Source organism: Rhodopirellula bahusiensis, from assembly GCF_002727185.1.
Taxonomy (GTDB): Bacteria; Planctomycetota; Planctomycetia; order Pirellulales; family Pirellulaceae; genus Rhodopirellula; species Rhodopirellula bahusiensis.
On record NZ_NIZW01000016.1, the window covers coordinates 97948 to 124615 of the forward strand.

24 protein-coding genes are annotated in these 26668 nt (G+C 57.3%); 19 read left to right on the plus strand and 5 right to left on the minus strand.

The genetic code is table 11. The annotated features are described in order from the left end of the window. The first annotated feature begins 119 nt into the window (after positions 1-119). A complete protein-coding gene (locus CEE69_RS20025) occupies positions 120-2267 on the plus strand; it encodes an FAD-dependent oxidoreductase (RefSeq protein ID WP_099262390.1) in 2148 nt (715 codons plus the stop codon). Positions 2268-2385: 118 nt separating this feature from the next. Here CEE69_RS20025 and CEE69_RS20030 read toward each other — a convergent pair whose 3' ends face one another. Together CEE69_RS20030 and CEE69_RS20035 are read right to left on the minus strand one after the other, a co-directional pair. Then, complete coding sequence (locus CEE69_RS20030) at positions 2386-3483, minus strand: sigma-54 interaction domain-containing protein (RefSeq protein ID WP_233215464.1); 1098 nt, start codon at positions 3481-3483, stop codon at positions 2386-2388. A gap of 55 nt (positions 3484-3538) precedes the next feature. After that, complete coding sequence (locus tag CEE69_RS20035) at positions 3539-4144, minus strand: nitroreductase family protein (protein WP_099262391.1); 606 nt, start codon at positions 4142-4144, stop codon at positions 3539-3541. On the opposite strand from CEE69_RS20035, the gene CEE69_RS20040 reads away from it, so the two are divergent. The 13 genes from CEE69_RS20040 to CEE69_RS20095 all read left to right on the plus strand — a co-directional run bounded on the left by CEE69_RS20040 (position 4134) and on the right by CEE69_RS20095 (position 17203). After that, positions 4134-5672 carry an aldehyde dehydrogenase family protein gene (locus CEE69_RS20040; protein ID WP_099262392.1) on the plus strand — a complete coding sequence of 513 codons (1539 nt, stop codon included), beginning with the start codon at positions 4134-4136 and terminating at the stop codon, positions 5670-5672. The genes CEE69_RS20035 and CEE69_RS20040 overlap by 11 nt on opposite strands. Before the next feature lie 56 nt (positions 5673-5728). Beyond that, a complete protein-coding gene (locus CEE69_RS20045; RefSeq protein ID WP_099262393.1) occupies positions 5729-7333 on the plus strand; it encodes a phytoene desaturase family protein in 1605 nt (534 codons plus the stop codon). After that, a complete protein-coding gene (locus tag CEE69_RS20050) occupies positions 7330-8181 on the plus strand; it encodes a lysophospholipid acyltransferase family protein (protein WP_099262394.1) in 852 nt (283 codons plus the stop codon). Before CEE69_RS20045 ends, CEE69_RS20050 begins: the two co-directional genes overlap by 4 nt. Then, on the plus strand, positions 8178-9395 hold the full coding sequence (locus tag CEE69_RS20055) for a glycosyltransferase family 2 protein (RefSeq protein WP_099262395.1): 1218 nt from the start codon (positions 8178-8180) through the stop codon (positions 9393-9395). The genes CEE69_RS20050 and CEE69_RS20055 overlap by 4 nt, the downstream gene beginning before the upstream one ends. Before the next feature lie 111 nt (positions 9396-9506). Further along, a complete protein-coding gene (locus tag CEE69_RS20060) occupies positions 9507-9737 on the plus strand; it encodes a type II toxin-antitoxin system Phd/YefM family antitoxin (protein ID WP_099262396.1) in 231 nt (76 codons plus the stop codon). Then, positions 9734-10120, plus strand: coding sequence for a type II toxin-antitoxin system VapC family toxin (locus tag CEE69_RS20065; protein ID WP_099262397.1), 387 nt, complete (start codon positions 9734-9736; stop codon positions 10118-10120). The genes CEE69_RS20060 and CEE69_RS20065 overlap by 4 nt, the downstream gene beginning before the upstream one ends. A 147-nt stretch (positions 10121-10267) precedes the next feature. Continuing rightward, positions 10268-11662 carry a c-type cytochrome gene (locus CEE69_RS20070; RefSeq protein ID WP_233215445.1) on the plus strand — a complete coding sequence of 465 codons (1395 nt, stop codon included), beginning with the start codon at positions 10268-10270 and terminating at the stop codon, positions 11660-11662. Further along, complete coding sequence (locus CEE69_RS32890; RefSeq protein WP_199169912.1) at positions 11659-11835, plus strand: hypothetical protein; 177 nt, start codon at positions 11659-11661, stop codon at positions 11833-11835. Before CEE69_RS20070 ends, CEE69_RS32890 begins: the two co-directional genes overlap by 4 nt. Next, entirely contained in the window at positions 11832-12839 is a 1008-nt protein-coding gene (locus CEE69_RS20075; RefSeq protein WP_099262398.1) for a COX15/CtaA family protein, read from the plus strand. Before CEE69_RS32890 ends, CEE69_RS20075 begins: the two co-directional genes overlap by 4 nt. A 13-nt stretch (positions 12840-12852) precedes the next feature. Beyond that, complete coding sequence (locus tag CEE69_RS20080; RefSeq protein ID WP_099262399.1) at positions 12853-14061, plus strand: protoheme IX farnesyltransferase; 1209 nt, start codon at positions 12853-12855, stop codon at positions 14059-14061. A gap of 10 nt (positions 14062-14071) precedes the next feature. After that, a complete protein-coding gene (locus tag CEE69_RS20085; RefSeq protein WP_099262400.1) occupies positions 14072-15046 on the plus strand; it encodes an ABC transporter ATP-binding protein in 975 nt (324 codons plus the stop codon). Positions 15047-15057: 11 nt separating this feature from the next. Further along, positions 15058-15924: an ABC transporter permease gene (locus CEE69_RS20090; protein WP_099262458.1), complete on the plus strand. Its 867-nt coding sequence runs from the start codon at positions 15058-15060 to the stop codon at positions 15922-15924. Positions 15925-16009: 85 nt separating this feature from the next. Further along, a complete protein-coding gene (locus CEE69_RS20095) occupies positions 16010-17203 on the plus strand; it encodes a DUF2786 domain-containing protein (protein WP_099262401.1) in 1194 nt (397 codons plus the stop codon). Positions 17204-17214: 11 nt separating this feature from the next. Here the strand turns inward: CEE69_RS20095 and CEE69_RS20100 are convergent, their stop codons facing one another. Next, complete coding sequence (locus tag CEE69_RS20100) at positions 17215-18345, minus strand: alpha/beta hydrolase (RefSeq protein WP_233215448.1); 1131 nt, start codon at positions 18343-18345, stop codon at positions 17215-17217. A gap of 326 nt (positions 18346-18671) precedes the next feature. On the opposite strand from CEE69_RS20100, the gene CEE69_RS20105 reads away from it, so the two are divergent. The 5 genes from CEE69_RS20105 to CEE69_RS20130 all read left to right on the plus strand — a co-directional run bounded on the left by CEE69_RS20105 (position 18672) and on the right by CEE69_RS20130 (position 23112). Beyond that, positions 18672-19367, plus strand: coding sequence for an SCO family protein (locus CEE69_RS20105; protein WP_099262402.1), 696 nt, complete (start codon positions 18672-18674; stop codon positions 19365-19367). Positions 19368-19370: 3 nt separating this feature from the next. Then, entirely contained in the window at positions 19371-19823 is a 453-nt protein-coding gene (locus CEE69_RS20110; RefSeq protein ID WP_099262403.1) for a DUF420 domain-containing protein, read from the plus strand. Positions 19824-20040: 217 nt separating this feature from the next. Then, positions 20041-20715 (plus strand): zinc metallopeptidase, encoded by a 675-nt coding sequence (locus CEE69_RS20120; protein ID WP_099262460.1) that lies wholly within the window; start codon positions 20041-20043, stop codon positions 20713-20715. Further along, positions 20696-22711, plus strand: a complete 2016-nt coding sequence (locus tag CEE69_RS20125) for a YjhG/YagF family D-xylonate dehydratase (protein WP_099262404.1) — start codon at positions 20696-20698, stop codon at positions 22709-22711. Before CEE69_RS20120 ends, CEE69_RS20125 begins: the two co-directional genes overlap by 20 nt. Next, positions 22708-23112, plus strand: a complete 405-nt coding sequence (locus tag CEE69_RS20130; protein ID WP_099262405.1) for a DUF971 domain-containing protein — start codon at positions 22708-22710, stop codon at positions 23110-23112. Before CEE69_RS20125 ends, CEE69_RS20130 begins: the two co-directional genes overlap by 4 nt. Here the strand turns inward: CEE69_RS20130 and CEE69_RS20135 are convergent. Together CEE69_RS20135 and CEE69_RS20140 are read right to left on the minus strand one after the other, a co-directional pair. Then, positions 23078-25336 (minus strand): transglutaminase family protein, encoded by a 2259-nt coding sequence (locus CEE69_RS20135; protein ID WP_099262406.1) that lies wholly within the window; start codon positions 25334-25336, stop codon positions 23078-23080. The two genes, CEE69_RS20130 and CEE69_RS20135, sit on opposite strands and share 35 nt — an antisense overlap. After that, a complete protein-coding gene (locus tag CEE69_RS20140; RefSeq protein WP_099262407.1) occupies positions 25333-26664 on the minus strand; it encodes a DUF58 domain-containing protein in 1332 nt (443 codons plus the stop codon). Before CEE69_RS20140 ends, CEE69_RS20135 begins: the two co-directional genes overlap by 4 nt. Between the last annotated feature and the right edge of the window lie 4 nt (positions 26665-26668).

The window sequence follows — 26668 nt, forward strand, 5'->3', positions numbered from 1 at the left end:
CCAACGGAACTCATGACGGGTCCTGAATTCGACTAAACTACGAAGCCCGATGAGTGTCTCACTCATCGGGCTTTTTTTATGAGATGCCCCACCATTCTTCCCACCCGGATCCCCACACCATGCGTCCCGCCCCTTGGTCGCGCCATCGCCTGCCGATGTGCTCGATGATTCTCACCGCGTTGCTGTTCTTTCCAACGTCGCAATCCAGCGCCGAAACCTCCCATGACGTCGTCGTCTATGGCGGGACCGCGGCAGCCGTCACCGCGGCGATCCAATCCGCTCGCATGGGCCAATCGGTCATCATGGTCTCGCCCGATGTGCATTTGGGCGGCCTGACCAGCGGCGGACTCGGATGGACCGACACTGGCAACAAAGGCGTGATCGGTGGCCTCGCGAAGGACTTCTACCACCGCGTCTACAAGCACTACCAAAACGACGCATCCTGGAAGTTTCAAACTCGCGAAAAATATGGCAACCGCGCACAAGGGCACCGAGCCAGCGACGATGACCAAGCGACGATGTGGGTCTTCGAACCGCATGTCGCCGAAGACATCCTCGATGAGATGCTGGCCGAACACGACATCACAGTCATTCGCGACGCATGGCTGGATCGCGAAAAGGGTGTGACAAAGACACAGGGCCGCATCAAATCGATTCAAACCCTGGATGGCAAAACATACCCGGGCAAGATGTTCATCGACGCCACTTACGAAGGTGACTTGATCGCCGCGGCAGGTGTCGCGACGGCTCACGGTCGCGAAGGAATCGACGACTACAACGAACCCCACGCAGGCGTTCAAACCGGCGTCCTTCATCACTCGCACCATTTTGATGTGCTGCCCAAGCGAGTCGATCCGTACGTTGTGCCGGGCGATCCAAGCAGTGGCGTGATCCCGCTGGTCAGCCCCGATCCACCCGGCGAATTTGGATCCGCAGATGATCGTGTCCAAGCCTATTGCTTCCGAACCTGCATGACCAACCATCCGGAAAACCGCGTCGTGTGGAAGCGTCCTGAAGGCTACGACCCGTCAACGTACGAACTGATGGCTCGAACCTTCGAAGCGGGTTGGCGAAATGTGTTCAACAAGTTTGATCCGTTGCCGAATTACAAAACGGACACGAACAACCATGGACCAGTCAGCTTCGACAACATTGGTGCCAACTACGATTACCCCGAAGCCACCTACGAGCGTCGCCAAGAAATCATCAAACAGCACGAACGCTACCAACGCGGGTTGCTGTACTTCATTGCCACCGATCCTCGGGTGCCGAAGGAAGTCCAAGACAAGATCAACGAGTGGGGTTTGTCGGCGGATGAGTTCACCGACAACGACCACTGGCCGCACCAAATCTACGTTCGCGAAGCTCGACGGATGGTGGGTCAATTCGTGATGACCGAGAATCACCTTCGCAAGGATTTGCCCACGCCCGATTCCGTCGGCATGGGTTCCTATGGAATTGATTCGCACAACACTCAGCGATACATCACACCCGAAGGCTACGTGCAAAACGAGGGTGACCTCGGCGTTTCAACTCGCGGTCCCTACAAAATCGCGATGGGCGCGTTGCTGCCCAAACGCGACGAGTGCGAAAACCTTCTCTCGCCGGTTTGTGTATCAGCCACGCACGTTGCGTTTGGTTCGATTCGCATGGAACCAGTGTTTATGATTCTTGGTCAATCCGCAGCGACCATTGCCGCGCTCGCCAACCAAACGGAACGAGCCGTTCAAGAGGTTCCCTACGCCGACCTCCGCAAACGCCTGCTCGACGACCAACAAATCCTGGAAACACCGGCGGGTGTCGCTAAATCCAGCCACCCGGAATCACTGGACCTGAAATCAGTCGAAGGCGTCAGTGTCGATGACACGCAAGCCGATCGCATCGGAGGCTGGATCCAAAGCCATGCGTCGGGCGACTTCTACGGCTCGGGCTATCACCACGACGGCAAGGATGCTGACCGTGCCAAAAAGGCGATCTACCAAACGGACCTGCCCCAAACAGGCTTGTACGAGGTGCGATTAAGTTACCCAACCAACGCCAATCGATCCAAGCGAACTCGCGTCGACATTCATCACAGTGCGGGCGTGACGACTCACCGAATCGATCAAACACAAATCAAATCTGAGTCCAAGGCGGACAAACTGCTGGCCCTTGGCAGGTTCGCTTTCGACAAGTCACAACCCGCGAAAGTTGTGATTTCGAACGAGGACGCCAACGGCTATGTCGTGATCGACTTGGTCAATTGGTTGCCGCTCGAGGCTGAGTGATCTCCGCGTAGTTGGTTGGAAGCGGGAGACGCCTCGATTTGTTCCAAAGCATTGGCTTGGGTGCCAGGTTGAAACCTGGCCTACGTCGGCCGGATGCACCAGTCCAGCGGACTTAAAATCAGTCGTCCAGGTTCAGACCGTAGTCCTTCATCTTCTTGGACAACGTGTTTCGATTCATCCCCAAACGCGAAGCGGTCTTGGTTTGGACGCCGCCGCATCGCAACAGTAATTGCGAGATCAACTCTCGTTCGACTTGATCGACGACGACCGAATGCAAATCTTCGGCGTCGTCGGCTTCGTCCAATCCACGCTGAACAACGATCCGTGCGAGCGTCTTCAGATCCATGCGATTGATATCGAGCGCCGCCGAACCCACGGGAGCACCCGGGGCGGCTTCGCTTTGATGCGGTTCAACAAAACCGTTGCCCGCCGGCACCGATTTCAATCCACCCGCTGGACCAGCCATTTCACGAACCGGTGCGCTGTGGTGAGGGTCGCGAACACAGAGCGGCAGAGCATCGAGCACCAACTCATCGGTGTCGCTCATCACGACCGCACGCTCAACATAGTTTTGAAGTTCGCGAACGTTTCCGGGCCAGTGATAATCCTGCAATGCCCGCATCACACCGCTGCCGAGGTGCGACACATAGCGGTCATTGACTTCGTTGTAGTGATCCAGAAAGAACGCGACGAGCGCCGGAATGTCTTCGCGACGGTGACGCAGTGCCGGCAAATCGATCGGCACCACATTCAAACGCCAATAAAGGTCTTCCCGAAACTCCTCCAACTGCACCTGACGCATGAGATCGCGGTTGCTGGCGGCGATGATTCTCGCGTCGGTGCGATGGCTTGATGTGTCACCGACTCGCTCAAATTCTTTCTCCTGCAAAACACGCAAAAGCTTGACTTGCAACGTCAACGTCGTGGAGTTGATCTCATCGAGAAAAATGCTGCCCCCGTCGGCTGCTTCGAAGCGGCCGGCACGGTTGGCAACGGCGCCGGTGAAGGCTCCACGAACGTGCCCGAACAACTCGCTTTCCAGCAAACTTTCACTCAGCGCGCCGCAGTTGACTTTGACGAACGGCCCGCCACTGCGGTGACTCAACCGGTGCACCGCCGATGCGATCAGTTCTTTGCCCGTTCCGGTCTCTCCGAGAATCAGCACCGACGCATTGCTCACCGCGACCTTTCGCGTCACGCGATCGACTTCACGCATCGCGGGCGAATGGCCGATGACGCCTGGCAGGAGCTGTCCTCGAGAACTCACGAAATCACAACCAAGGTGCGGTTTGCCCGAATGCATCCATGAAGACTTGATTCTTCAATGGGGTTCGCTCTCGGACACCGCTTTGGCGATCTTCCAAGACTTGTTCGGCATCGGTGTTGGGTTCGCGTTCGTCGGCGTAGCCCAGTGCGATCGCGGTGGCCGGCTCGTGACCTTCCGGGAGCTGGTACTGGCCGCGAACTTGGCTCAGATTGACACCGGCCATTTGGTGCACCTGCAAACCCAGCGATGTCGCTTGCAAAGACATGTGGGCCGCTGCGGCGCCGAGGTCATGCAGGGCGACTCGGTTTGGTTTTTGGTTGTACGAAAAATTGGTGCGAATGACGGTGCAAATCAACACGCCGGCACGCGAGGCCCAATCACGATTGGCTTCTAATAGGCACTGCAACATCGCCTCGAACGCCTCACCGTCTTGGCGACGTGCGACAATCCACGACCACGGTTGATCGTTGAAACTGCTGGCGGCCCAACGAGCGGCTTCCAAGCACTGACGCAATTTGTCATCTTCGACCTCACGCCCATCAAATCGATACGGGCTCCATCGATCAGCGATGACGGGCAATACTTCCAGATCCGTTTCGTTGACTGCCATCTTCCATCCAACGCTTTGCAAGATTGTTTTGAACAACGCACCCCAGGTCGCCACGTCAGAAAACGCGAAGTCAGACCGCCCTGGTGCGGAGCGGATAGATTATCACGGCGGCTCAAAGTGGGCTACGTGGTCGATTCGCCAGCGATGTCAGATTATTGATCGAGCAAGGCACGAAATCGCTTCACGAGTTGATCAGTTGACACGTTTGAGCCGGAGCGAACAACGCACGGACGACGCAGAAACGGTGGCGTCGGAATTGATCCCCTTGTGCGACGCATTGCGGTGGATCGGCAAGCACGGGAGGAAAACGCTCGCACCCCGGAAAGTCGGACTTGCCGGCCGCCCCGTATGGATGTGGGGTGTTCGCAGCGTCGTTCAACGAGTGGCATTGGGGCAAGTTCTCATCCTGGGAACTTGGAACTACCCGCTGCTTCTGCCGGGTGTGCAGATGGCACAGGCTCTGGCCGCCGGAAATCACGTTTGGCTCAAACCCGCCGCCGGATCCGAAGCGGTCTCGGCCGAATTGGTCGCCTGCTTCATCGCGGCGGGCGTCCCCGACGAAGCCATCAGGCTGCTGGATTCATCCACCGAAGCGGCGATCGAAGCGCAAGCCAAAGGCGTCGACCTCGTCGTCCTGACCGGATCCGCTCAAACCGGCAAACTGGTCCTGCATCAATCGGCTGAAACGCTGACTCCATCAATCATGGAACTCTCCGGTGTCGATGCCGCCATCGTTCTCCCGGACTCCGACCTCGACCGCGTCGTCGATGCCCTGAAGTTTGGGTTGCTGTTCAACAGCGGAGCCACCTGCATCGGCCCACGTCGGCTGATTGTCCCGAACCATTCATCGACCTCCGCACTGACAGATCAACTGCTCAACGGCCTGCGAAACGCCAGCCAAGTCACGGTTCATCCGGCGGCTCGTTCGAACGTCGCTGACTTGATCGAAGATTCATTGCAAAAGGGTGCCAAGGATTGCCTCGGCAAATTCGACGCAACCAGTCTTCGAACCACTGGGAAATTGCACCCCGTCGTGCTTCGAGATGTCCCGAGCGACCACGCGATTCTGCAAAGTGACGTGTTCGCACCCGTTATCTCGATCATCCCGGTTGAGCATCCCGATCAAGCCATCCAGTTGGTCAACGAATGCCCGTATCGATTGGCGGCCTCTGTGTTTGGCCCAACGTCTCACGCTCAAGCGATCGCGGAGAAACTGGACGCCGGGGTGGTGACCGTCAACGACATGGTCGCGCCCACCGCTGATCCACGATTGCCGTTCGGCGGCCGAGGCAAGAGTGGCTTTGGAGTGACCCGCGGCCCGGAAGGATTGCTGGCAATGACGGCGCCGCGAGTCATCGCGACTCGGCGTGGCCGCGTGGCAATGCACTTGTCACCTCGAAACGATGCTGACGCCGAGTTGCTGTCAGGCGTGTTGCAATGGTCAAACAGCGGCAATTGGGGGCGGCGAATTGCAGCCCTCCGCCGCGTCACCACTGCCGCCTCTCAGTGGCGTGCATTAAAAAAGTAACCTGAGCTTGCAATCACATTTGCCCGGAACGTTTCCCCACGGATCGAAAGCCCTCGATGATCGCCCCCCAAGCCGCCGCAAATGAACCCTACGCCCCCGCCGAGAAAACATCCAATCCACAAAACGTGGTTGTCGTCGGTGGTGGTTTAGCCGGATTGTCATCCGCGTGTGTGTTGGCCGCCCGCGGTCACAAGGTCACGCTTTGCGACAAAAACGATTGGGTCGGCGGCAAAGCGGCCGTGCATCAAACCGACGGCTACCGATTCGACATGGGGCCGACGATCCTGACACTGCCGAGTGTTCTGCGTCGTGTCTTCACCGAAGCTGGTCGAAAGATGGAGGACTACCTCGATCTCGTCGCTTTGGATCCGCAGTGGCGTTGTTTCTTCGAAGGCACACCGCAATCGGGCACTTCGGAAAACACGGTGTTGGATTTGGTCGCTGACGTCGAACAAATGAAACGACACCTGCATGACTTCACCGGAGGCGACTCAACCGGGCAAGGTTATGAATCTTTCATTGAACGCAGTAAGCAACTGCACGGTGTCTCCGATCGTTTCTTCTTTTGGCGCTCGATCGGCGGCTTGGCGGACACAATGGAAGTCGGTGGTGCGTTCTCGGCCGCCGTTTTGAAAGACGTCTTGTCACTGAAAATGGGACGCAGCGTCGCATCCATCGTCCGGTCACACGTTCCCGAACATCGCGTGTCGCAGATGATGGATCACTTCACACAATACGTTGGCTCATCGCCGTATGCGTCGCCCGCGGTGTTGTGCAGCATCGCTCACATGCAAACCGAAGAAGGCATTTGGTATCCGATCGGCGGCACACGAGCGGTCCCCGAAGCACTGTCAAAACTCGCTGGTGAGCTCGGCGTCGACATCCGCACCGGAACCGACATCCTCCGCATCGAGACCGCAGGCGGATCCGTTAGTGGAGTGACCACAGCGGGTGGCGAAACGATTGCCTGCGACGCCGTGGTCAGCAACTGCGACGCGGTTCGCACCTACCGCGAATTACTCAGCGGTACACCGGAGTCGACCAAATTTGAAAAGTCCAATCGCTACGAAGCCGCCTGCAGCGGCGTGGTGCTGTACTTGGGGCTGAACCGTCGCTACGAACAATTGCTGCACCACAACTTTGTGTTCTCAAAGGATCCAGAAGAAGAGTTCGACTACATCTACAAAAAGGGCCAACCCGCTCCCGATCCGACCGCCTACGTCTGTGCTCCCACGATCAGCGAACCTGAAGTGGCACCCGACGGCTGTGAGTCGCTCTACATCTTGGTGCACACGCCTTATCTGCGTCCCGGTCACGATTGGAAATCAATGCTGCCCGATTACCGCGACGTGATCCTGGACAAGCTGGAGCGAACCGCCGGGATGGAGGGCATCCGCGACGCGATCGTGACGGAAGATTCTCTGACGCCCGAGGGCATCCACAACCGCTACCGAGTCCTCAATGGCGCGATATATGGTTTGGCCAGCCACGGAAAATTCACCGGCGCATTCAAACCAGGTAACCGACGCAAGGATCTTCGCGGGTTGTACTTGGCCGGCGGAGCGGCTCACCCCGGACCTGGAATGCCGATGGTTTTAATGAGCGGTTGGATCGCGGCGGATTCACTTGACCAAGACGTCACCAACGGAAAATTCGCGTGACGGCAGACTCCGACGTCATCGCGAAACCGGCGGACTGGTTTCAAAATGGGTTTCATCGATTTCTGCATTCTTACTTGCGACGCAATTTTCACGCGATCGCGTTCGCTCGCGAAACAGAACTGCAGAAGCAGTTTCAATCTTTGGCCGAAGCAAACCCGCAGCACGCCCAAGCCTCGCCACTGCAGGACGGTGACCTTCCGCTCATCGTCTACAGCAATCACGCGTCTTGGTGGGATCCGCTGTTGGCTCACGAGATCAACGCACGATTGCTGGCACCGCGTCAGTTCTATGCGCCAATCGATGCGGAAGCTCTCGAGCAATACAAGGTCTTTGAAAAGCTGGGCTTCTTCGGCGTTCAATCGGATTCTAACCAAGGTGCGGCTCAGTTCCTGAAGACAACGGCGGCACTTTTCAAACGAGAACACAGTGCATTGTGGGTAACCCCCGAAGGACGCTTCGCCGACGTCCGCGATCACGAAGCGGAACTGATGCCCGGCCTGGCTCACGTGTGCTCGAAACTGGATCGGGGCTGGGTTGTGCCGTTGGCGATGGAATACGTTTTTTGGGACGAGCGTTTGCCGTTGGTCCTGTTCCGCTTCGGCGATGTGATCTCGATCCCGACAGTGAACGACTGGGACAAATCGCATTGGTCGACCGAACTAACGCGGCGACTTCGAACCAGCCAATTGAGATTGGCGGAACTGTGTATCCAGCGATCCAGCGAACCGTTCGAAAATCTGCTGCGGGGCAAACGCGGAGCCTCGGGAATGTATGACGCGGCTCGGCGTTTGAAATCGTGGATGACCGGCCAATCGTTTCAGGCCAGCCATGGAGATCAATTTCAATGATCGCTTGGATGGAATGGTTCATCATCGCTGTGCTTCCGTTTGTCTCGCTGGCTCTGGCCGCGTTGGCGGCGGGCATGTTCGTTTCCAATTTGCCGCTGTTCATGGACGGCGAATCAGCCAGTCGCTGTGACGCATCTGAATCGAACAACGCCGATTCTCCTCGAGTGTCGGTGTTGATCCCAGCGAGAAACGAAGAGAGCTCGATCGCAGCTTGCTTGGAATCGGTTTTGCAATCCGTGCAGGTCGACCTGGAGGCTATCGTGCTGGACGATGGATCGACGGATCAAACAAGTGCAATCGTTCGCGAGATCGCTCAGCGTGATTCACGCGTGAGGTTGATCGAAGGCATCGAGCTTCCAGACGGTTGGAATGGCAAGCAGCACGCATGTTACCGGTTGGCTCAGCATTCCAAGCACGAGCACCTGTTGTTCCTGGATGCCGACGTGCGTTTGAATCCGATTGCAATCATCGATCTTTGGCATCGTTTTTCAGCGGAGCAGGATGGTGGCAAAATAGGTTTGCTCAGTGCCTTCCCTCGACAAGAAACGGGCACGTTGGCCGAAAAATTGTTGATCCCGATGATGCACTTCATCTTGCTTTCGTACCTGCCTTTCTCTCGCATGCGAGGCAGCGCGCACCCGGCCTACGCGTCAGGATGTGGGCAACTGTTTTTCACCACGCAAGCTTCTTACCAAGCCGCTGGGACTCATGCTGCGATTCGATCGAGTCGCCACGATGGGCTGAAGCTGCCCAAGGCCTTTCGCGAAAACGGGATGCTGACCGATTGCGTGGACGGGTCGCGGTGGGCGGCGTGCCGGATGTACACGTCGGCTGGTGAGGTGGTGCAGGGGCTGCTCAAGAATGCAGACGAAGGCATCGCGAATTCTCGGTTGTTGATTCCGTTCACGGTTCTGTTGGGCGGAGCCAATGTGTTGCCGTGGATCACGCTGGCGATTGCTTTTTCGAAGCGGTCAAGTTTGATCGCGGAAGGTCTGCCAGTCTCAACCTCAGTCGCGATTGGAATCCTAACTAGCTCGATCGCGATCCTAGTCAGCTACGTGCCTCGATTGACCGCCGCGATCCGCTTGCGTCACAGCATCACGGGAGCAGTCCTGCACCCGCTCGCCATCCTCGCCTTCCTACTGATTCAGTGGTGGGCATTCGCAAACCATCTCCGAGGCCGACAAGTCACCTGGCGTGGCCGCACGAATTGACACGGTTCACTTCATTTGAGATCAAGTTCCCGGGGCAAAAGGTGCACTTTCGGCTATAATCGTGGAAGCGTTCGCCACCCGTGTGCATTGATCCAATCGATAGGTTTTCGTATGAATGAATTGCAAATCGACTCGAGCAACGCTTCACTTGCCGGATTGCTTGCTGGCTTAAAACCCGGTGAAGAGGTCGTCCTGGTTGAAGAGGGGAAGCGGGTGGCAGTGCTTCGCAAAGAGCCGACTCAGGATTTCTCTTGCAAAGCCGGATCAGCGAAAGGCAAAATCCTCAACATGGCTGACGACTTCGATTCGCCACTCGACGATTTTGCCGAGTACATGCAGTGAACTTGCTTTTGGACACGCATGCGTTTCTTTGGTTTGTCGCCGACGATGCTCGCTTGAGTTTCGATGCTCGCACTGCGATCGAATCACCAAAGAATCAGAAGTGGGTGAGTGTCGCGAGCTGCTGGGAGATCTCGATCAAAACCGGACTGGGGAAATTGACCTTGAGTGATCCGGTGGAGGAGTTCCTGCCTCGCGAGATCTCCGCCAATCACTTCTCTCTGCTACCCATTCAGCTCGCGCACGCGACGTTCGTTTCCGGAATGCCGAATCATCATCGCGATCCGTTCGATCGACTTTTGATTTCACAAGTGATGCTTGAGTCGTTCGAGATGGTCAGTTGTGACGCCGCTTTTGATGCATATGGCATCGAGCGGATTTGGTGAGCCATTGGATCGAGTCTTTTCAGATCCTTGGCGAGCTGGCGGATTGACGCACCCCGTTTCCCTGCGTCTTTTTATCCGGTTGGCTCGTTGGGGCAAATGTGCTCCGATTTGGGTGTTCGACTCGTTTTCAAGTGCAAGGGTTTTTCGTTGACTGGGCCTCATTCACGTCTTTGGTTGCTGGCTGTTGCGTGCTGCCTTCCCGTGGGGATCGGCTGCCAAGACGGCGAAATGGAGTTTGAATCCAATCGCGTTCATGCGATGGCTCTGGAACGATCTCGCGACGTGCCCACCGAGACGGCGCTCGCTGATGTCGAATTGGTCCTCGCAGAGCTTTTCGGAACGCCCGAAGAACCCGCGTGGCCGGCGGATCGACTCACCGGCGAACAAGCCGAATTGGTTTCGCTGCAGCGTCTGCAACAAGCCTCCGGGTCGGTCGAGAGCGATGCAGCGAACGTGCACCGCGGGCTGTACACCGAACACTGCGTGATCTGCCACGGTGTCTCCGGCAGTGGCACCGGTCCTGCATCGATGTATCAATGGCCTTACCCACGCGATTTCCGGGCTGGCGTCTTCAAGTGGAAATCGACGCAGCGGGCAGACAAACCGACTCGCGATGATTTGCGGCGATTGCTGGAAAATGGCGTCCCGGGTTCCCCGATGCCATCGTTTGCGACCGTGTCACCGAGCGACCGCGAGACATTGATCGACTACCTGATTTACCTCTCGATTCGCGGCGAGGTCGAACGTCAACTGCTGGCCCTTGCAATCGACGATCTCGGATACGAGGAGACTGCTCCTGCGGATGACTTGCGTCTACGTGTGACGGTGAGCGAGGAACAGGATCCGGGGAGAAACGAAGATGGGGAGCTCATTTTCACTGATCTGACTCAGTCCAGCCGTGATGAACCGGCGGATGAGTCACCGGTCGAGGATCAGCCATCCGTTCCGACCGAAGGCGAACTCGCGGTTGCCGAGATCCTGCAAGAAGTTGTCGGCGAGTGGATGCGGCCCCAAACCTCCCCGGTCCCAACCGACCTTTTTCGCGGAGAAGCCGATGAGCTTCACGCATCGATCGCTCGTGGGTCCAAGCTGTTCGGCGGCCAAATCGCGAATTGTGCGGGGTGCCATGGGCCGGCAGGGCAGGGCGGCATGCCTCTGAACGACCTGGATGATTGGACCAAAGAATTCACGACTCGGATTGGTATCACGCCGACGGATGTGGACGCGGTCAAACCGTTTCGGAAAGCCGGGGCATTGCCTCCGCGGACGATTCAGCCCCGCCGATTGGCGGGCGGGGTGCTGAGAGGCGGCGACGATCCCGAGACGATTTTCCGCCGAATTCAGCATGGAATCGCGGGAACTCCAATGCCTGGGATCGAACTGAGCGAATCAGCAGCGGGCGGAACGGGACTAACCCCTGGAGACGTTTGGGACTTGGTTCATTACGTTCAGTCTTTGGTCCACCCCACCCCCAAACCGTCCGTGAGCGTGGTGGACGACGAAAATCTCTCCGCCGCCGCAGAAACAGGTGTTTCCTCATGAGTCGCGATAACTATCGAACCATCGGTGCGATCGTGGGTTTAGGGCTGGGAATCGGTGCCATGTTCCTGTTTGGCATGTCCGGTGTCGTCCCCGGGGCCGCGTTTGGTGCTGGCGGATGCGTGATCGGCGGAATTGCAGGAGAACAGATTTTCGATCGACGAGGGCCGCGATGAGCGACGTTGCTGACGCCGATCGAGCCGATTTGCAAATTGCTGCTCCATGGCCGGGCCGCTTGGCCCGCGTGATGGTTTGTTTGACTTGGCCGCTGATCTGGGTCGGCGGGCTGGTCACGACTTACGACGCGGGAATGTCGGTCCCGGATTGGCCGGGAACGTACGGGTACAACCTGCTTCTCTATCCAATTTCGACTTGGTTGCTCGGGCCGTTCGACCTCTTCATTGAACACGGGCACCGATTGCTGGCCGCTCTGGTTGGCTTCATCGCCATCGGGCTGGTCATTGCCTCGTTCAAGACCGAAACGCGTCGCTGGGCGATCGGGTTGTCGGTGCTGGTCCTAGCCGCTGTGATCGGGCAGGGCGTTCTCGGTGGCCTGCGAGTGACGCTGAGTGCTCGGACGCTGGCGATGATTCACGGCTGCGTCGGACCCGCATTCTTTGTGTTGTGTGTGATCGCTGCCTGCGTGACCGGTCGAAAGTGGCTGGCCGCGTCGGTGCGACAATCTGCCGAAGGAACTTCCGAGCGGACACCGACGGCGTTTTGGCCGATCGCGTTGCTGGTGATGGCCTACATGCAGTTGGTCCTAGGAGCAATGATGCGGCACGCTTTGCCAGGTTTCAGCCCGGTTGGATTCGCTCATATCGTCAAGACGCACATCACGATCGCGTTCGTTTTGTGGCTGACCACGGCACTGGCGTACTGGCGAATGCGTCGGTGCGGCGATTTGACGCTGTCGCGACCGGCGGGAGCCTTGATATGCTTTGTGGCCATTCAAATCGGCTTGGGGTTCGCGACTTGGATCGTCAACTACGGCTACCCACAGATGCTGGCGTCGCTTTCAGCTTCTGACTCGTACCTCCTGCACAGCAAGAACGTCTTGGACGCGTGGATCGTCACCGGTCACGTTGCGACGGGATCGCTGATATTGGCCGTTTCGTCAATGCTGCTGGTCCGGTTGTTACGCCGACGCCGCGTTTTATCCTTTTCTGTCTCATCCTGAATCCGGAACGATCATGGCATCTGATTGCCGCGAAACGCTCGAGATTGTCACCGGGAATGGCTTGTCCCTCGATGGTGCTGGGTCCCTCAATCACACTGGGCCCGTCCAAAGCTCGGGTTCGCTCTTAGGCTCCGGTTCGCCTGCGAGCGGGTCGACCGCCGTGCTGGAACCATCGCCGCGGATGAAAACCGCTTCCCGCCCGCGTCCCTCGACCGATCGAGTCAGCACGTTGAATGACGAAATTCCCGTGCCAGAATCCACCACGTCCGAAATCAATGCGAATTCGCAAACTTCGGATGCAACCGCCGAAGCAAAATCGGATGCGGCCTCGAACTCCGATCGCGGTGTCTTCGCCGACGTCATCGAGCTGACCAAACCTCGCATCGTCACGATGATCCTGGTCACCACCGTTGCCTCCGCATTGATCGCCGGCAGTGCGACGCTGACATTGGTCGATTGGTTGTGGCTGATGATCGGAACCGCTTTGATCGCAGGCAGTGCGGGCGCAGCCAACCAAGTTTGGGAATGCAAGATCGATCGGAACATGCCGCGGACGGCGAATCGTCCGGTCCCCGGTGGCCGAATGAGCTACGCCGTTGCAGCCGCGTTGACCGCAGCCAGCGGAATCGCGGGGGGAGCCATCCTGTGGCTGGGCAATGGAATGATCCCCGCGTGCGTCGGTATCGCGACTTGGCTGATTTACGTTTTGATCTACACGCCGATGAAAACCCGAACCGCTTGGAACACCACGGTTGGTGCAATCGCGGGTGCTCTTCCCGTGTTCATCGGTTACACCGCTGCGGGAGGAACGCTGACGGAACTTCCCGGTTGGATGCTGTTTGGTGTGCTGGCGTGTTGGCAGTACCCGCACTTCATGGCCATCGCTTGGTTGTACCGAACCCAGTACGCAAAGGCCGGTTTCTGCATGACAACAACGGTTGAACCGACGGGACGACACGCGGCTTGGCAAAGCATTCTCGGCAGCCTCGCGTTGGCGACCTGCGGCGTGGTTCTGGCTTGGTTCCCCGATGGCCAATGGGTCGCATCGGCCGCAAGCGTTCTGGCCACGGTCCTGATCCTGGCTGCGTCGTGGCCTTTACTGCGAGCCTCTCTAAACTTCCGTGCGAACCCCAACGACACCACTGCTCGCAAGATGCTGCGTTGGTCGCTGGTTGTTCTGCCCGCCGTGCTTCTGGTGATGACTCTTCGAGCTTCACTGTAGAAAATCATTCATGACTACGACCTCGGCTGACTCCAGCCCCACCGACGCACTCGATCAGTCCGCGTCATCGCTGGGTGACGTCCTCTGCGACGTTTGTGACCTACATCATCGTTACGGCGAGAACGTTGCCGTCGACGGAATCGATCTCTCAGTCCGTGCCGGCGAGATCGTTGCGGTGCTGGGAAAAAACGGCAGCGGCAAGACGACTTTGTTTCGAGTCCTCAGCACCCTGCTGCCAATCCAACGTGGCAGCGTGACGGTTGATGGGCTGAACATTGCCGAACAAGTCGATGCGGTTCGCAGCCGGATCGGAATCATTTTTCAGTCGCCCAGTTTGGACATCAAACTGACGGTCGACGAAAACCTTCGCTGCCAAGGTGCGTTGTACGGACTATCAGGACGCGAACTCAGCAATCGCTGCGACGCTTTATTGGAACAGTTCTCGCTGACGGACCGGCGTCGCGATCTGTGTCAAACACTTTCCGGCGGTCTGAAGCGTCGTGTTGAACTGGCCAAAGGCTTGCTGCATCGACCGCGAGTCATGCTGTTGGACGAACCTAGCACGGGCCTCGACCCGGGAGCTCGGCTGTCGCTTTGGGATGCACTGCAGCAATTGGCCAACGACGGCGTGGCCGTGCTGCTGACGACTCACTTGATGGAAGAGGCCGCCAAGGCCAACCGAGTTGTCTTGCTGGATCAAGGAAAAAAGATCGCCGATGACGCCCCATCACGCTTGCGAGCGGACTTGGGCGGCGGCGTGCTAACGATCGTGCCAGACGACCTGGCATCCGCTCAAGCGATCTTGAAGCAGGAGCTGAATCTGGAGACACAAATCGTGGGCGAGACCCTTCGCATGCCATGCGATACACCGGAGATCGTCGCCAAGGTTTCCACCGTGCTGGGTGATGCTGTGCAATCCATCAGCATCGGACGCCCCAACTTAGAAGATGTTTTTGTCGCTCGAACGGGGAAACAATTCCAATGAGTTCTCCTGTGATGACCGACACTGGCATGACCACTTCCGCTCGCATGGGCGCCGCGTGGATGCTGGCTCGCCGCGAATGGACACGGTTCTTTCGCCAACGCAACCGCGTGACGGCTGCAATCGTGCAACCGCTGTTGTTCTGGCTGCTGTTTGGAACCGGCCTACGAGGCTCGTTTGAGTCCGCCGGCGGCGAGAGCTTTTCGCAATTCTTTCTGCCTGGCACCATCGGCCTGATCGTTCTGTTCACGGCCATCTTCGCAACGATTTCGGTGATCGAAGACCGTCGCGAAGGCTTCATGCAATCGGTGCTGGTCTCGCCCGCGGGACGTTTTCCTGTCTTGGTGGGCAAAGTGCTTGGCGGTGCGGCGATCGCGTGGGCACAGGCTTTGATTTTCCTGTTGCTGGTTTACTTGGTCGGCGCAGCTTCGATCGCCTGGACTTTCCCCTGGCTGCTGTTGCTGCTGGCGATCATCGCGATCGCCATGTGTGCTCTCGGAATGATCGTGGCTTGGCCGATGGAAAGCACACAAGGTTTCCACGCGATCATGATGCTGGGTTTGATGCCGATGTGGCTGTTGGCCGGAACGTTCTTTCCAATCCCTGCCTGGAGTGTCTCGGGACCGGTGGTCGAAACCGGTGCAGCAACGATGGGTGATTGGGGAGGCTGGTTGCTCGCGGGAATCATGCAGCTCAATCCACTCAGCTATTCGATGTTGGAACTACGTCGACTACTGAATCCCACGCTCGACCTTTCCTCGGCTGGCTTTGCTCCTTCATCGATGACTTGTTGGACAGTGACCGTGGTCGCAACAATCGTGGTCGTCGTCATCGCATGGCGGTTGATGCGAGGAAGCCGCAAGGCCGATACAATGGTTTGAACGATCGGCGTCGTTAAACGACGACTCTCATTCGTCGTTTGTTCCCGCTTGCCAGCCACTCCTTTCAAGCCACCTCGACTAAGCCATGGAATTCATCTGGAACGACGGCGGACGATCTTCAGCAGGATTCGTTGGCCTTGCTGGAGACTGCGTCACGCGTTCCATCGCAATCGCAACGGGAACTAGCTATCGCGACGTTTATCAATCATTGGGCAAGTCGGCCAACAAGACGGTTCGCAACGGAGTCAGCAGCTCGGTCGCCGACGACTACCTTCACAAGAACCAGTGGCAGCGACACTCGGGCGACGAACAAGTCTTCTGCGCAGAGCATCTGCCTCGCGGCGTCGTGATCACGCACCTCGAGAAACGCAATTCGGGACGAGGTGGTCACTTCAGTTGCTTGATCGATCACGAAATCCATGACACATGGAACCCGATGGACGATGGCGACTACGTCGTCGTGAACTACTGGACGCACGCGGGTGCACAATCGGATTCAACATTGCCCGCAGTTGGTCCACAACGCCCACAGAACAACGAGCAAGTCCTCACGCAGAACGCGTTCGAGAAGATCCTTCGTCGCCTGCGGGCTCTCGACACGACGGCGAGCAACCATGCCAGCACGGAAGGCGAGAAGCGCAACGCGTTGCGAATGATGCAGAGCCTGATGTTGCGTCACAATTTGTCTCGCGAAGACATCACCGAAGACGACAACATCGAAAGCGTTTCCTACACCCGGATGGCTTGTCCGGTGAACGGACGCCGAGCCTGCGCATGGGAAAAATCGCTTGCCGCTTATGTCACGGAAGAGATCTTTCCGATGGTGCAGTGGTACTACGGTCGCAAACAAAACCGAACGTTGTTTTGGTTCTACGGACCTGTCGACGACGTGCGAAACTGCATCCTGCTTTTTCGTGAATTGTTGCTGACCATCGCGACAGCGGCCCACCTGCAATACGGCGGACATTCGCGCGGCAGCGGAGCATCGTACGCCGAGGGCTATGTTCGCGGAATGCCCAAACAGGCCACGCAAACTCCGGACAACACGCCCGAGAACCAAGCCTTCAGCCAATCCGCATTGATTCACGCTCGAACGCTAGCCGTCCAACAAGCCGCGGTGGATTGGTTGAAACTCGAGTGCGGCGTTTCGCTGGTGATGTCGCGGGGCAACGGCCGAGACCAACACGATCCCGACGCCGCCAATCGCGGAAAGCGTCACGGCTCCAAGCACGACCTGTCCACCGTCAATGGACGCAAACGAATCGGCCACTCGAACTAGCCCATCAAATCTCAGTGGATGAGCGATCGAATGAACTCGATGGCGTCGTTGTTGTAAGTCGCGTCGTCAAACTTCTCGTCGCCGTGGCGGGCGCCTTCGACTTCGACCAATCGGCTTTCAACGCCGTGAGCTTTCAGCATCGAATTCAGATAGATGCTTTGCATCATTGGAACTCGAGCGTCGAGGTCGCCATGAAAGATCAGAAAGGGCGGTGAGTTCTTGGTAACGTAGGTGATCGGCGACGCAGCCTGTGCGAGATCCGGACGCATCAATGGCGAATGCCCGAGAAAGCGTGCCTCAGGTGACATGTCATTCTCAAAGTCGATCTCTCCTCGTTTGGTTTGCAACATCACCAAATCGATTGGACCATAGAAATCGACGACACCGAGTATCTTGCCCATTGGCTGGGATTCATCAGTGACGAAATCCGACGCGTCGCTGGTCAGGCTCGTTCCAATCAACGATGCCAAGTGACCACCCGCGGAGGTTCCTAAAATGATCATTCGGTCCGTGTCCAACCCATACTTTTCACGGTTGCGGTTCAGAAACGCGATTGCATCGCTGCAATCCACAACGGGACCTGGGAAAGCAGCTTGGCCGGACAAGCGATACTCGATCGAAACGAACGCCATTCCTTCCGACAGAATTCGCGACGTCAGCTGATCAAATCGGTGAAGGTCACGGGCTTTGTTGCCACGCATCCAAGCGCCTCCGTGAATCCAGATCGCTGTCGGCAGAGGTGACTTGGCTTCGTTCTTGGGCAGCAACAAATCCAGCTTCAAATCCAGACCGTCGACTTCTTTGAAGACAACGTCGCTGATGTACTCGGTGCCGCTCGGCAGTTTTGTTTTGATGAATTCGGAGTCCAACACCGGTGGGGTCTCAGTGCGTGAGCGACCGCCGGAACGTTCTCCACCACCGCCGCGTTGACCGCGTGCGGACTCACCTTCACCGCCGCCTCGCCCCCTGCGGTCGCCGCCGCGTTGCCCCCGATCACGACGGCCCTCCTCGGAAGACTCCGCGTTGGGTGATCCCGAATCGGGTCGCTGAGCCAAACTGATGTTGGCGCAGCAGCAAACGATTAGGATGCAGACCAAGAAGCGAACGGGCAAACAATGGGACAGTCGGGGTGTGGAATTCATGAGTCTTCGGGGCAGGCGTACTTCGGTGGAACCCAGGCAATTTCACCTGTCTGGGATTTTGTCTCGAACTGCGACAAAATGACTTGCGTCATCCATCCTTGGAAGGGTAGCCCACCAGTTTGCTACATGCCCCCAATTTGGCGATTTCGATTAGCCAATTGCAGGCGTGGAACTTTGATGCGACTAACTGTCCATCCGTTCTAGCAATCGAAAATCGACGGTTAAGCAAAACTCCGGTCGGCACTACAATATGAAATTCTGATTCAACCGCTTCAAAGCGTGAATCGGAGCTCAACGAAATAACAACTCCGTCAGGGCTATTCGCCATGAAGACATTCACTCACATCGCACTGATTCTCGTCGCTGGAGTCGTCTTGGGACTGGTCGTTCGCCAGTTCCGCAATTCAGCGGTTCGAACCGACGGTCCAGGCGCGGACGAAGTGGTTTACGGAAACGACAACGCCGTGGTCGACAATGCAACGCTTCGACCGGAAGACGTTGCCAACGACACGCCCTCCAAACCACCTGAAGATGTCGAATGGCTCAGTGAGTTCGAACTGCTCGAACGCAGTGGCGAAATGGTTTCCACCGACGACTTGAAGGGTGCCCCCTACGTCGTCAGTTTTTTCTTCAGCACGTGCCCCAGCATCTGTGTCTCTCAGAACCAAAAGCTAAAAGAATTGCAGGACGAATTTGAAGGTCGTGGCGTTCGCTTTGTAGCAATCTCGGTCGACCCAGAAACGGACACGCCCGAAGTCCTTCGCGAGTACGCCGCACGGTTTGGAGCCGATCAGGACCAGTGGTTGTTCCTGACCGGTGAGTTGAATTACATCCGTCGCATCGGTGCAGAAATCTTTCAACAACCGGTCAACAAGCAATTTCACACCGAGCGGTTTGTGCTGGTGGATCCGGACGGGAAAATTGAGGGCTTCTACAACTGGCCTGAAAAACGTCAACTGGAGAAATTGAAAGAGAGCATCGAATCGATGCTCCAAGAAGAAGCCTCCTCGAAGAAGTCTTGATTCATGTGGGATACCCTGGCGGCCAACTTGCCGCACCTCAACGCCGCCTTGAATTTGATCGCCACAATCTTTCTCGGTCTCGGCCTGTACTACATCAAAAATGGCCGAGCCAAGATTCACAAGCAGATGATGCTGCGTGCCTTTGGCGTCAGCATGCTGTTCCTGCTGTGCTACTTGCTCCACAAATTCGCGTTGTATCAATCGACGGGTGAGTTCAATCGACGATTTCCCAAGGACGCTCCCGATGCGGCCCGCTACACCTATTTGTCGATTTTGATCCCTCACATCCTGTTGGCCATCGCGGTGCCGTTTTTGGCTCTGCGAGCAATCTACTTGGCCAAAAACGGTCGTATCGTGGCCCACAAAAAGCTGGTTCGGATCGCCTACCCGATCTGGATGTACGTGTCTGTCACGGGCGTCCTGGTCTATCTGATGCTTTATCAGTTGTACGCGTGACAATCTGAAACAATGGATTGCCGCGAACGTTGGTGCGGCAATTGCGTACTAAAGGTCATGGTGCAGCGAGTGTCTGCCCAATTGGCTTTTTGATGTCGCGAACAAACGTTTCCGGCTGTCAAAACGGCTGATTCTCGGCGTTTCGCGGTCTGTTCATCAAAAACAGACCAAGCGGCCGAACGCGTTTGCTATCGATGTTTCAGGGAACAATCCTTCGATGGGTATCTACTTCCTTTTCGTTTTGCCTCCGTTTCTGTTGGGCTTGTATGCTCAGTGGAAGGTGAAATCGTCGTTCGCAGCGATGGCGCAGGTGCCCGCACGCATGTCAGGCGCCGAAGCCGCCCGACGTATGCTCGACCACGGCGGTTTGCAGTCGGTTGGCATCGAACGAATCGCTGGTCAACTGTCGGACCATTATGACCCTCGATCCAAAGTGCTGCGTCTCAGTGAAGACGTCTACTCAGGGCGTTCGATGGCAGCACTTGGTGTGGCATGCCACGAGGCTGGCCATGCCTTTCAAGATGCCAAGCATTACGCTCCGTTGGTGGTTCGCAACCTGGCAGTTCCCGCCGCGAATTTCGGCAGCGGAATCGGTGCGACGTTGCTGATGGTCGGTGTGTTGTTGTCGCTTCCACCGTTGATGTGGATCGGCGTGATCCTGTTTTCGGCCGTCGTGTTTTTCCAAGTCGTCAATTTGCCGGTGGAATTCAACGCGTCCAGTCGTGCTCGAGAGCACTTGGTCGAGTATGGTTTGATCACGGCGCAGGAAGAACAATATGTTGCAAAGGTTCTGAATGCTGCCGCATTGACTTATGTTGCCGCGACATTGCAATCGATCATGACGCTGGCGTATTACCTTTTGATTCTCACCGGTGGCCGACGTAGTGATTGACCCTTCTGATTACTTTGCCGCTTTGGATGCCCCCGAGACGCTGGCAACCAAAGCGGATGGTCCCGATGGCAAACTTCCGCTTTCCGATGAGATCCTTCGATCTTGGACCAGCGGTGACCTGTTCGGACTGACCCAAAGTGTCGGAATGGGATTCGACCCACGTCGAGTCCTCGGCGATCAGTACTTGATCCTCAGCACCCAAGGCGGGGTGCGCAACCCGGACGGCACGCCACAGGCTCTCGGTTATCACACCGGGCACTGGGAAGTCGGCCTGCTTGGCCAAGCCGCCGCGGAACAAATCGAACGTGACGGCGGAGTTCCCTTCGCCGCGTTTGTCAGCGACCCGTGCGATGGTCGTACGCAAGGCACGCACGGCATGTTTGACTCGCTGCCGTATCGCAACGACGCCGCAATCGTGATGCGCCGGTTGATTCGATCGCTTCCGCGTCGCAAAGGCGTGATCGGAATCGCGACGTGCGACAAAGGCTTGCCCGCCATGATGATGGCCCTCGCTGGAACCGGGCACCTGGCCAATGTGCTGGTTCCCGGAGGCGTGACTTTGCCGCCGACCGTTGGTGAGGACGCCGGCAAAGTTCAAACCATCGGAGCACGCTACAGCCGTGGTGAGATGAGTCTGGAAGAAGCTTCCGTGGCCGGCTGCAAGGCTTGCGGAACACCCGGCGGAGGATGCCAGTTCCTGGGCACGGCGGCGACCAGTCAAGTGATCGCGGAAGCCCTCGGCATGACGGTTCCACACGCGGCTCTGGCTCCCAGCGGACAACCAATCTGGACTCGGCTGGCTCGCGATGCGGCCGCAACCGCCGCGGCGATGCATACTTCGGGATTGTCGCTGCATGATGTCCTGACCGACAAAGCATTTGAAAACGCGATGCTGATGCACGCGGCAGTGGGTGGCAGCACAAACCTTTTGCTGCACATTCCAGCCGTGGCCGCAGCGGCGGGAAGACGTCGCCCGACCGCAGAGGACTTCCGCCGGATCAATCAATCAGTCCCGCGATTTGTCGACTGTTTGCCCAACGGCCCGGTTGGGCATCCAACCGTTCGATTGTTCTTGGCCGGCGGTGTTCCGGAGGTCGCTTGGCACCTACGCGAAGCAGGGCTGTGGAACGCGGACGAAAAAACCGTGACCGGTTTGACTTGGAATGAGCTACTCGATCAGTGGCAAAATTCAGAACGCCGCGAAGTGTGTCGTGAGCGTTTGCGAGCGGCGGACGGAGTCGATCCCGATGAAGTCATCTTGCCACCCGCGATTGCGAAAGAGCGTGGGCTGACAAGCACGGTTTGTTTCCCATCCGGAAACCTTTGTCCCGAAGGCTCGGTTATCAAAGCCACTTCGATCGATCCAACGGTGATCGATGATGACGGAGTCTATCGCAAACGCGGACGGGCTCGAGTTTTTTCAAAAGAAAGCGACGCCATCGCCGCGGTGAAGGGGCAATCCGAAAAACCGATCGAAGCCGGCGACGTGATTGTCTTGATCGGTCGCGGTCCAATCGGATGCGGCATGGAGGAGACTTACCAAATCACATCGGCACTGAAGTATCTGTCCTTTGGCAAGCATGTCGCTCTTGTCACCGATGCACGCTTCTCGGGCGTCAGCACGGGCGCCTGCGTCGGACACGTTGGCCCCGAGGCTCTCGCCGGTGGTCCGATCGGACGAGTGCGTGATGGCGACACGGTCGAGCTCATCATCGACCGCAACACGCTGGATGGACAAGTTGACCTGGTCGCCACGGTCGACGGAATCGATCCTGTCGAAGCTTTGCGAACACGCTCGATTGCAGAAGGATTGGATCGCGATGAAAACATCCCCGATGACACTCGATTGTGGGCGGCTCTACAGCAGGTTGGCGGTGGGTCTTGGGGCGGATGCACTTATGACGTGGACAAGATCATTGAAACGTTGAATGCAGGCCAAGCCGCACTCGCGGCGAAGAGCTCCGAGAAGTCTCAGGAAGAGGTCAACGCGAAATGAGTGCTCCTGAACGCAACATACAAGACCCAATCGCGTATTCTCCCTCCGCGATTGAACGGGAAGGCGAACGCGGCATCCGGATCGTCTGGAGTGACGGCGAGTCGACCTCCTGGACCGCTCGCGAATTGCGAGACGCTTGTCCTTGTGCGACTTGCCGTGAAAAACGCGGCGAGACCGGCGGGCATGAAGCGGTGACGCTCACGGACAAAAATGCCGAATCCGCGAGCGGCAAGAAATCGCCTCAGCCACTCGGGTTGCCAGTCTTGAGTGCTGCAGAAGCTCGTCCGCTCACGATTGAATCGATGCGGCCCGTGGGAACCTATGCCTACAACATCGGCTTCAGCGATGGACACTCATCCGGCCTGTTCACGTTTGAACGACTGCGACGTTCTTCCGAGTGAGTGACGCCGTCACGGGGTCCCCGCGGTAGCACTGAACCGCATGATCACGGTACCAATTCGCAGCTCTCAACAACTCCTCGTGAAATTGGCTGGCGATCGCTTCTGACTCGAGCCGGCCGGCAAACGCATGAAGCGTTTCGCTGGGACGTCGCACCCAACCGAGTCGTCGAATGCGTCGATCCATCCGCCGCCGTTCCGCTGCCAACAGAACGCTGCGTTGATCATCGGTTTTCTTTCGGTTGCGTCGCCACAGCACCGTCACCAAAAAAATCAACAACGGAACTTGCAACCACCGGAACAACGTCACCAACGTGTCAGTCGTTCTCACCGAAGCCCACCAACTTAGAATCGGCGCAAACCAACTCGTCGTGATATCCTCGGCTTGCTCGCTGCTTCCGCCACCTCCAGCACTCGCCAGCAAAACCTCTTCGTGTTGCATGGAGAGATAAGACCGCCCCGGAGTCGACTCCACCGGCAACCATCGAGAAACCTCTTTGTCGTAGTACTCCACCCAAGCGTGAGCGTCCCGGTTGCGAGCCAAGAACGTGTCGCCCGCATCATTGAGCTCATCCATGATGTATCCCGTCACATAGCGTGTCGGGATATCAACGGTTCGCAACATCAATGCCGTCGCACTGGCAAACAACTCGCAGTGAGCCGGATGTCGATTTTGAATGAAGTAGGTCAGCGGATCGATTTTTCTCGAAACGGTCACCGGATCGAGCGAGTATTCGTAGTTATTTTGAAAATAAAGAGCGACTCGCTCGGCGCGTTCGGCATCCGTTTTCGCACCATTCATCAAACTTTCCGTCAGAGCTTCGATCTCAGAATGGATCTCAGATTCCACACGAACCAAGGCTTCCCGATCTTCTTCGCTCAAGTTTTCCGCCGGCGGGTTTTCTTGGACTCCGACCACCCAGGGCCAGCGAACTTCGACGCCGTAGCCGAGCAAGCCGTGCGGCGTGATACCAACACCATCGCCCGCCAATTCAACCCAGCGAGCTGACGCGGGCAAGAACACTTTCTGGCCTTTGGTTGGCTCGCCATGAATTTCAACCGTTCCAACAAACCGCCCGCCACCCAGGTCGTTGCCTTCGACACCGTTCCAGTTCATCAATTCAATGGAGGTATCAACCTCGTCGTCCAACGACCCGAATCGCATCGAATAGCGTTGGCGAACGTGATCGTCCGGATTCTGAAGCGGCATGGTTGCAACACCACTGGGTCGCAAAAAGCGAGCTTCCGCGATCCGCCGGACACCGCTGCCGGGAGGCGACTGGAAGATCCACTTGCGAGACGTTCTCCAACGTCCGTTGCTATAGGAATCGTAGACATTCCCGCGAAGGTACCCGGGCTCGGTCTTTGCAAAACCTCTCAACGCAACCGCCGCAGGATCGCTGAGAATGGACTCACGAACGTTGCCCAGTCGCGACCCGCTGACGTAACGGTCGGTTCCGCCCCAACCTCGGCTGGTGGTCGCCTCCAATCGATCATTGAGTTGAGCCATCACCCCGGCTTGAACATCCGGCAAAAACCAAATCGTGGCGTGGGTCGTCGCGGAGGCCGCGATCAGCATGGCGAATAGCGCCATGAACCGATACAGCCCACCACCAATCCGCTTCGGTGTGTCTTCGTACGACGGAAGGCCCGCGACAGACTGACTCTTCAGCTTTTCGTGGTTCATCGCCCGTGTGGCCAGCACGAACCCGATGCACACCATCAAACCCAATGCCGTTTGTGCGGTGACGGTTGTGCTGAGTCCGCCACCCGCGACGGACATCAACATCACGAGCATCCCTAGCACCAACATCATGACGTGACCTCTTCGAGGCCAGTGCATCCACAACACGCACATCAACATGAAGGCCGCGTGACCGATCGAATCCACCGCCACCAACAGCACGTTGGGCGTTCCTTGCAAGGCAGGATAAAAACGCCATGCGAAGACAATCAGAACCGAGCCCAAGAGCGAACCAAAGAGCACGACACCGCGAGCCATGCGAATTTTCCAATTCGCGATCGAAACGACCGGCTCCGGCCAACGAAGGCGAATCGAGACCACAACTATGAGAGTGATCGTGGCGACGAAAAGACAGGCCGGCGAAGTCACGAACGTGCTGCCCAAGAACCACGCCAGTGCAAGCGTCAATGCACCCAGCACCACTCGATCATCCGCAAACCAATCTCGCCATTCCTTCGGCTCTTCGTGCGTCAAAGATGTCATGAAAGCACCTCCGCCGATTTCTTTTCATTGCTAGAAACGGCCATTCCACCAAATACGTCCCGCGGTTCTTCGTTGATATCCAGCCACATCAAATCGGGCAGATGAGAGAGGTCAGCTGCATCGCGATCGCGACGAGAAAAAACGACCCCATGAAAAGTGCCACCGGCCTGCGGCATCGCGTGCAGGACATCCTGAGCAGTGGACGCATCCACCGGTTCGGCTTCGGCGAGTGCCATCAACAAGGGCATCGGGTCGGAAGCTCCTTCGCACAACACCGACCGCAAGTCCCCATTGCGTTCCTGACTTTGAATCACCGAAGGCGCCCGCCAAGGAACGATCAAACGCACTTGCACGTTGGCTCCCACCAAAGTTTCCAATCCCGCCGAAGCGATCGACAACAAACGTTCCAACGACGCGTCTTCATCGTCCGTATAGCGACGCCAACGCGAAACCGACACAACACTCGCCTCCGACTCAACGGGAGTCGTGTCGATGAATACAGTCACGGTTTGTTTGGCCGCTGAATTGAACTCACGCAGGATGGGTTTGCCCAATCGAGCCCACGAGGCAAAGTCCCAACGGCGAACCGGCATCCCGGCTCGATATTCGCGACTGCCGACGTAGTGCTGGTGATCACCTTGAGACAAACCGACCGCCAGTCCTCTCAGACTTGTATGTATGACTTGCCATGCCGTCTCGCTGTCCCAATCGAGCCTCCTCGGTGTGATCACCATCGACTCGCCACTGTCGATCCACTGCGTCGACCGAAACAAATGAAAGGGAAACAACGATTCGACTCGCGCAGGCGGCATCTCATGCACACCCCGCCTGAGAAACGTCAACGATTGCTCCAACGTTGCCGTCGCACCCGAGGCGATCTCAGGAATCCACTGCATCGCCGACGCATCCAAGGGCATCTCAATGTCTCGCCGACCATTTTTTCGGCGGCTCGGATCCAATCCCACACACAAGCTCATTGCGGGCAAGCGACCTTGGTGAATCAGTGAGACGCGAGCCACAAAGCTCTCACCCGCTCGAACCGCCAATGGAACATCCAACGTCACCTTCAAACGAGGTGACATGATTCGGTTGATCACCCAACCAACCACGAACATTGCGAAACAGGCGGCGAACGTTCCCATCCATGGATAGCCCCAGACAATGTTCAGCGACACGATTCCCATTAGCAGCAAGGTCACCGATCCACCGGTCATGCTCCGGCGCAGCGCCAACCACCAAACGATGGGATTGCACCATCGAAGGGCTTTCAACAACAAGCGTCTTCGCGACCAATGCGTTTTCCGCGATGCAGAGGCTTCCCGTTTCATTGGT

Excerpts from the sequence above, each read along its gene's own strand:
- CEE69_RS20060 (WP_099262396.1), top strand. The coding sequence starts at position 9,507 with ATGAATGAATTGCAAATCGACTCGAGCAACGCTTCACTTGCCGGATTG.
- CEE69_RS20030 (WP_233215464.1), bottom strand. The coding sequence starts at position 3,483 with ATGCGTGAAGTCGATCGCGTGACGCGAAAGGTCGCGGTGAGCAATGCG.
- CEE69_RS20110 (WP_099262403.1), top strand. The coding sequence starts at position 19,371 with ATGTGGGATACCCTGGCGGCCAACTTGCCGCACCTCAACGCCGCCTTG.
- CEE69_RS20095 (WP_099262401.1), top strand. The coding sequence starts at position 16,010 with ATGGAATTCATCTGGAACGACGGCGGACGATCTTCAGCAGGATTCGTT.
- CEE69_RS20100 (WP_233215448.1), bottom strand. The coding sequence starts at position 18,345 with ATGAATTCCACACCCCGACTGTCCCATTGTTTGCCCGTTCGCTTCTTG.
- CEE69_RS20140 (WP_099262407.1), bottom strand. The coding sequence starts at position 26,664 with ATGAAACGGGAAGCCTCTGCATCGCGGAAAACGCATTGGTCGCGAAGA.
- CEE69_RS20105 (WP_099262402.1), top strand. The coding sequence starts at position 18,672 with ATGAAGACATTCACTCACATCGCACTGATTCTCGTCGCTGGAGTCGTC.
- CEE69_RS20045 (WP_099262393.1), top strand. The coding sequence starts at position 5,729 with ATGATCGCCCCCCAAGCCGCCGCAAATGAACCCTACGCCCCCGCCGAG.
- CEE69_RS20090 (WP_099262458.1), top strand. The coding sequence starts at position 15,058 with ATGACCGACACTGGCATGACCACTTCCGCTCGCATGGGCGCCGCGTGG.
- CEE69_RS20025 (WP_099262390.1), top strand. The coding sequence starts at position 120 with ATGCGTCCCGCCCCTTGGTCGCGCCATCGCCTGCCGATGTGCTCGATG.
- CEE69_RS20055 (WP_099262395.1), top strand. The coding sequence starts at position 8,178 with ATGATCGCTTGGATGGAATGGTTCATCATCGCTGTGCTTCCGTTTGTC.
- CEE69_RS20035 (WP_099262391.1), bottom strand. The coding sequence starts at position 4,144 with ATGGCAGTCAACGAAACGGATCTGGAAGTATTGCCCGTCATCGCTGAT.
- CEE69_RS20075 (WP_099262398.1), top strand. The coding sequence starts at position 11,832 with ATGAGCGACGTTGCTGACGCCGATCGAGCCGATTTGCAAATTGCTGCT.
- CEE69_RS20080 (WP_099262399.1), top strand. The coding sequence starts at position 12,853 with ATGGCATCTGATTGCCGCGAAACGCTCGAGATTGTCACCGGGAATGGC.
- CEE69_RS20120 (WP_099262460.1), top strand. The coding sequence starts at position 20,041 with ATGGGTATCTACTTCCTTTTCGTTTTGCCTCCGTTTCTGTTGGGCTTG.
- CEE69_RS20135 (WP_099262406.1), bottom strand. The coding sequence starts at position 25,336 with ATGACATCTTTGACGCACGAAGAGCCGAAGGAATGGCGAGATTGGTTT.
- CEE69_RS20130 (WP_099262405.1), top strand. The coding sequence starts at position 22,708 with ATGAGTGCTCCTGAACGCAACATACAAGACCCAATCGCGTATTCTCCC.
- CEE69_RS20085 (WP_099262400.1), top strand. The coding sequence starts at position 14,072 with ATGACTACGACCTCGGCTGACTCCAGCCCCACCGACGCACTCGATCAG.
- CEE69_RS32890 (WP_199169912.1), top strand. The coding sequence starts at position 11,659 with ATGAGTCGCGATAACTATCGAACCATCGGTGCGATCGTGGGTTTAGGG.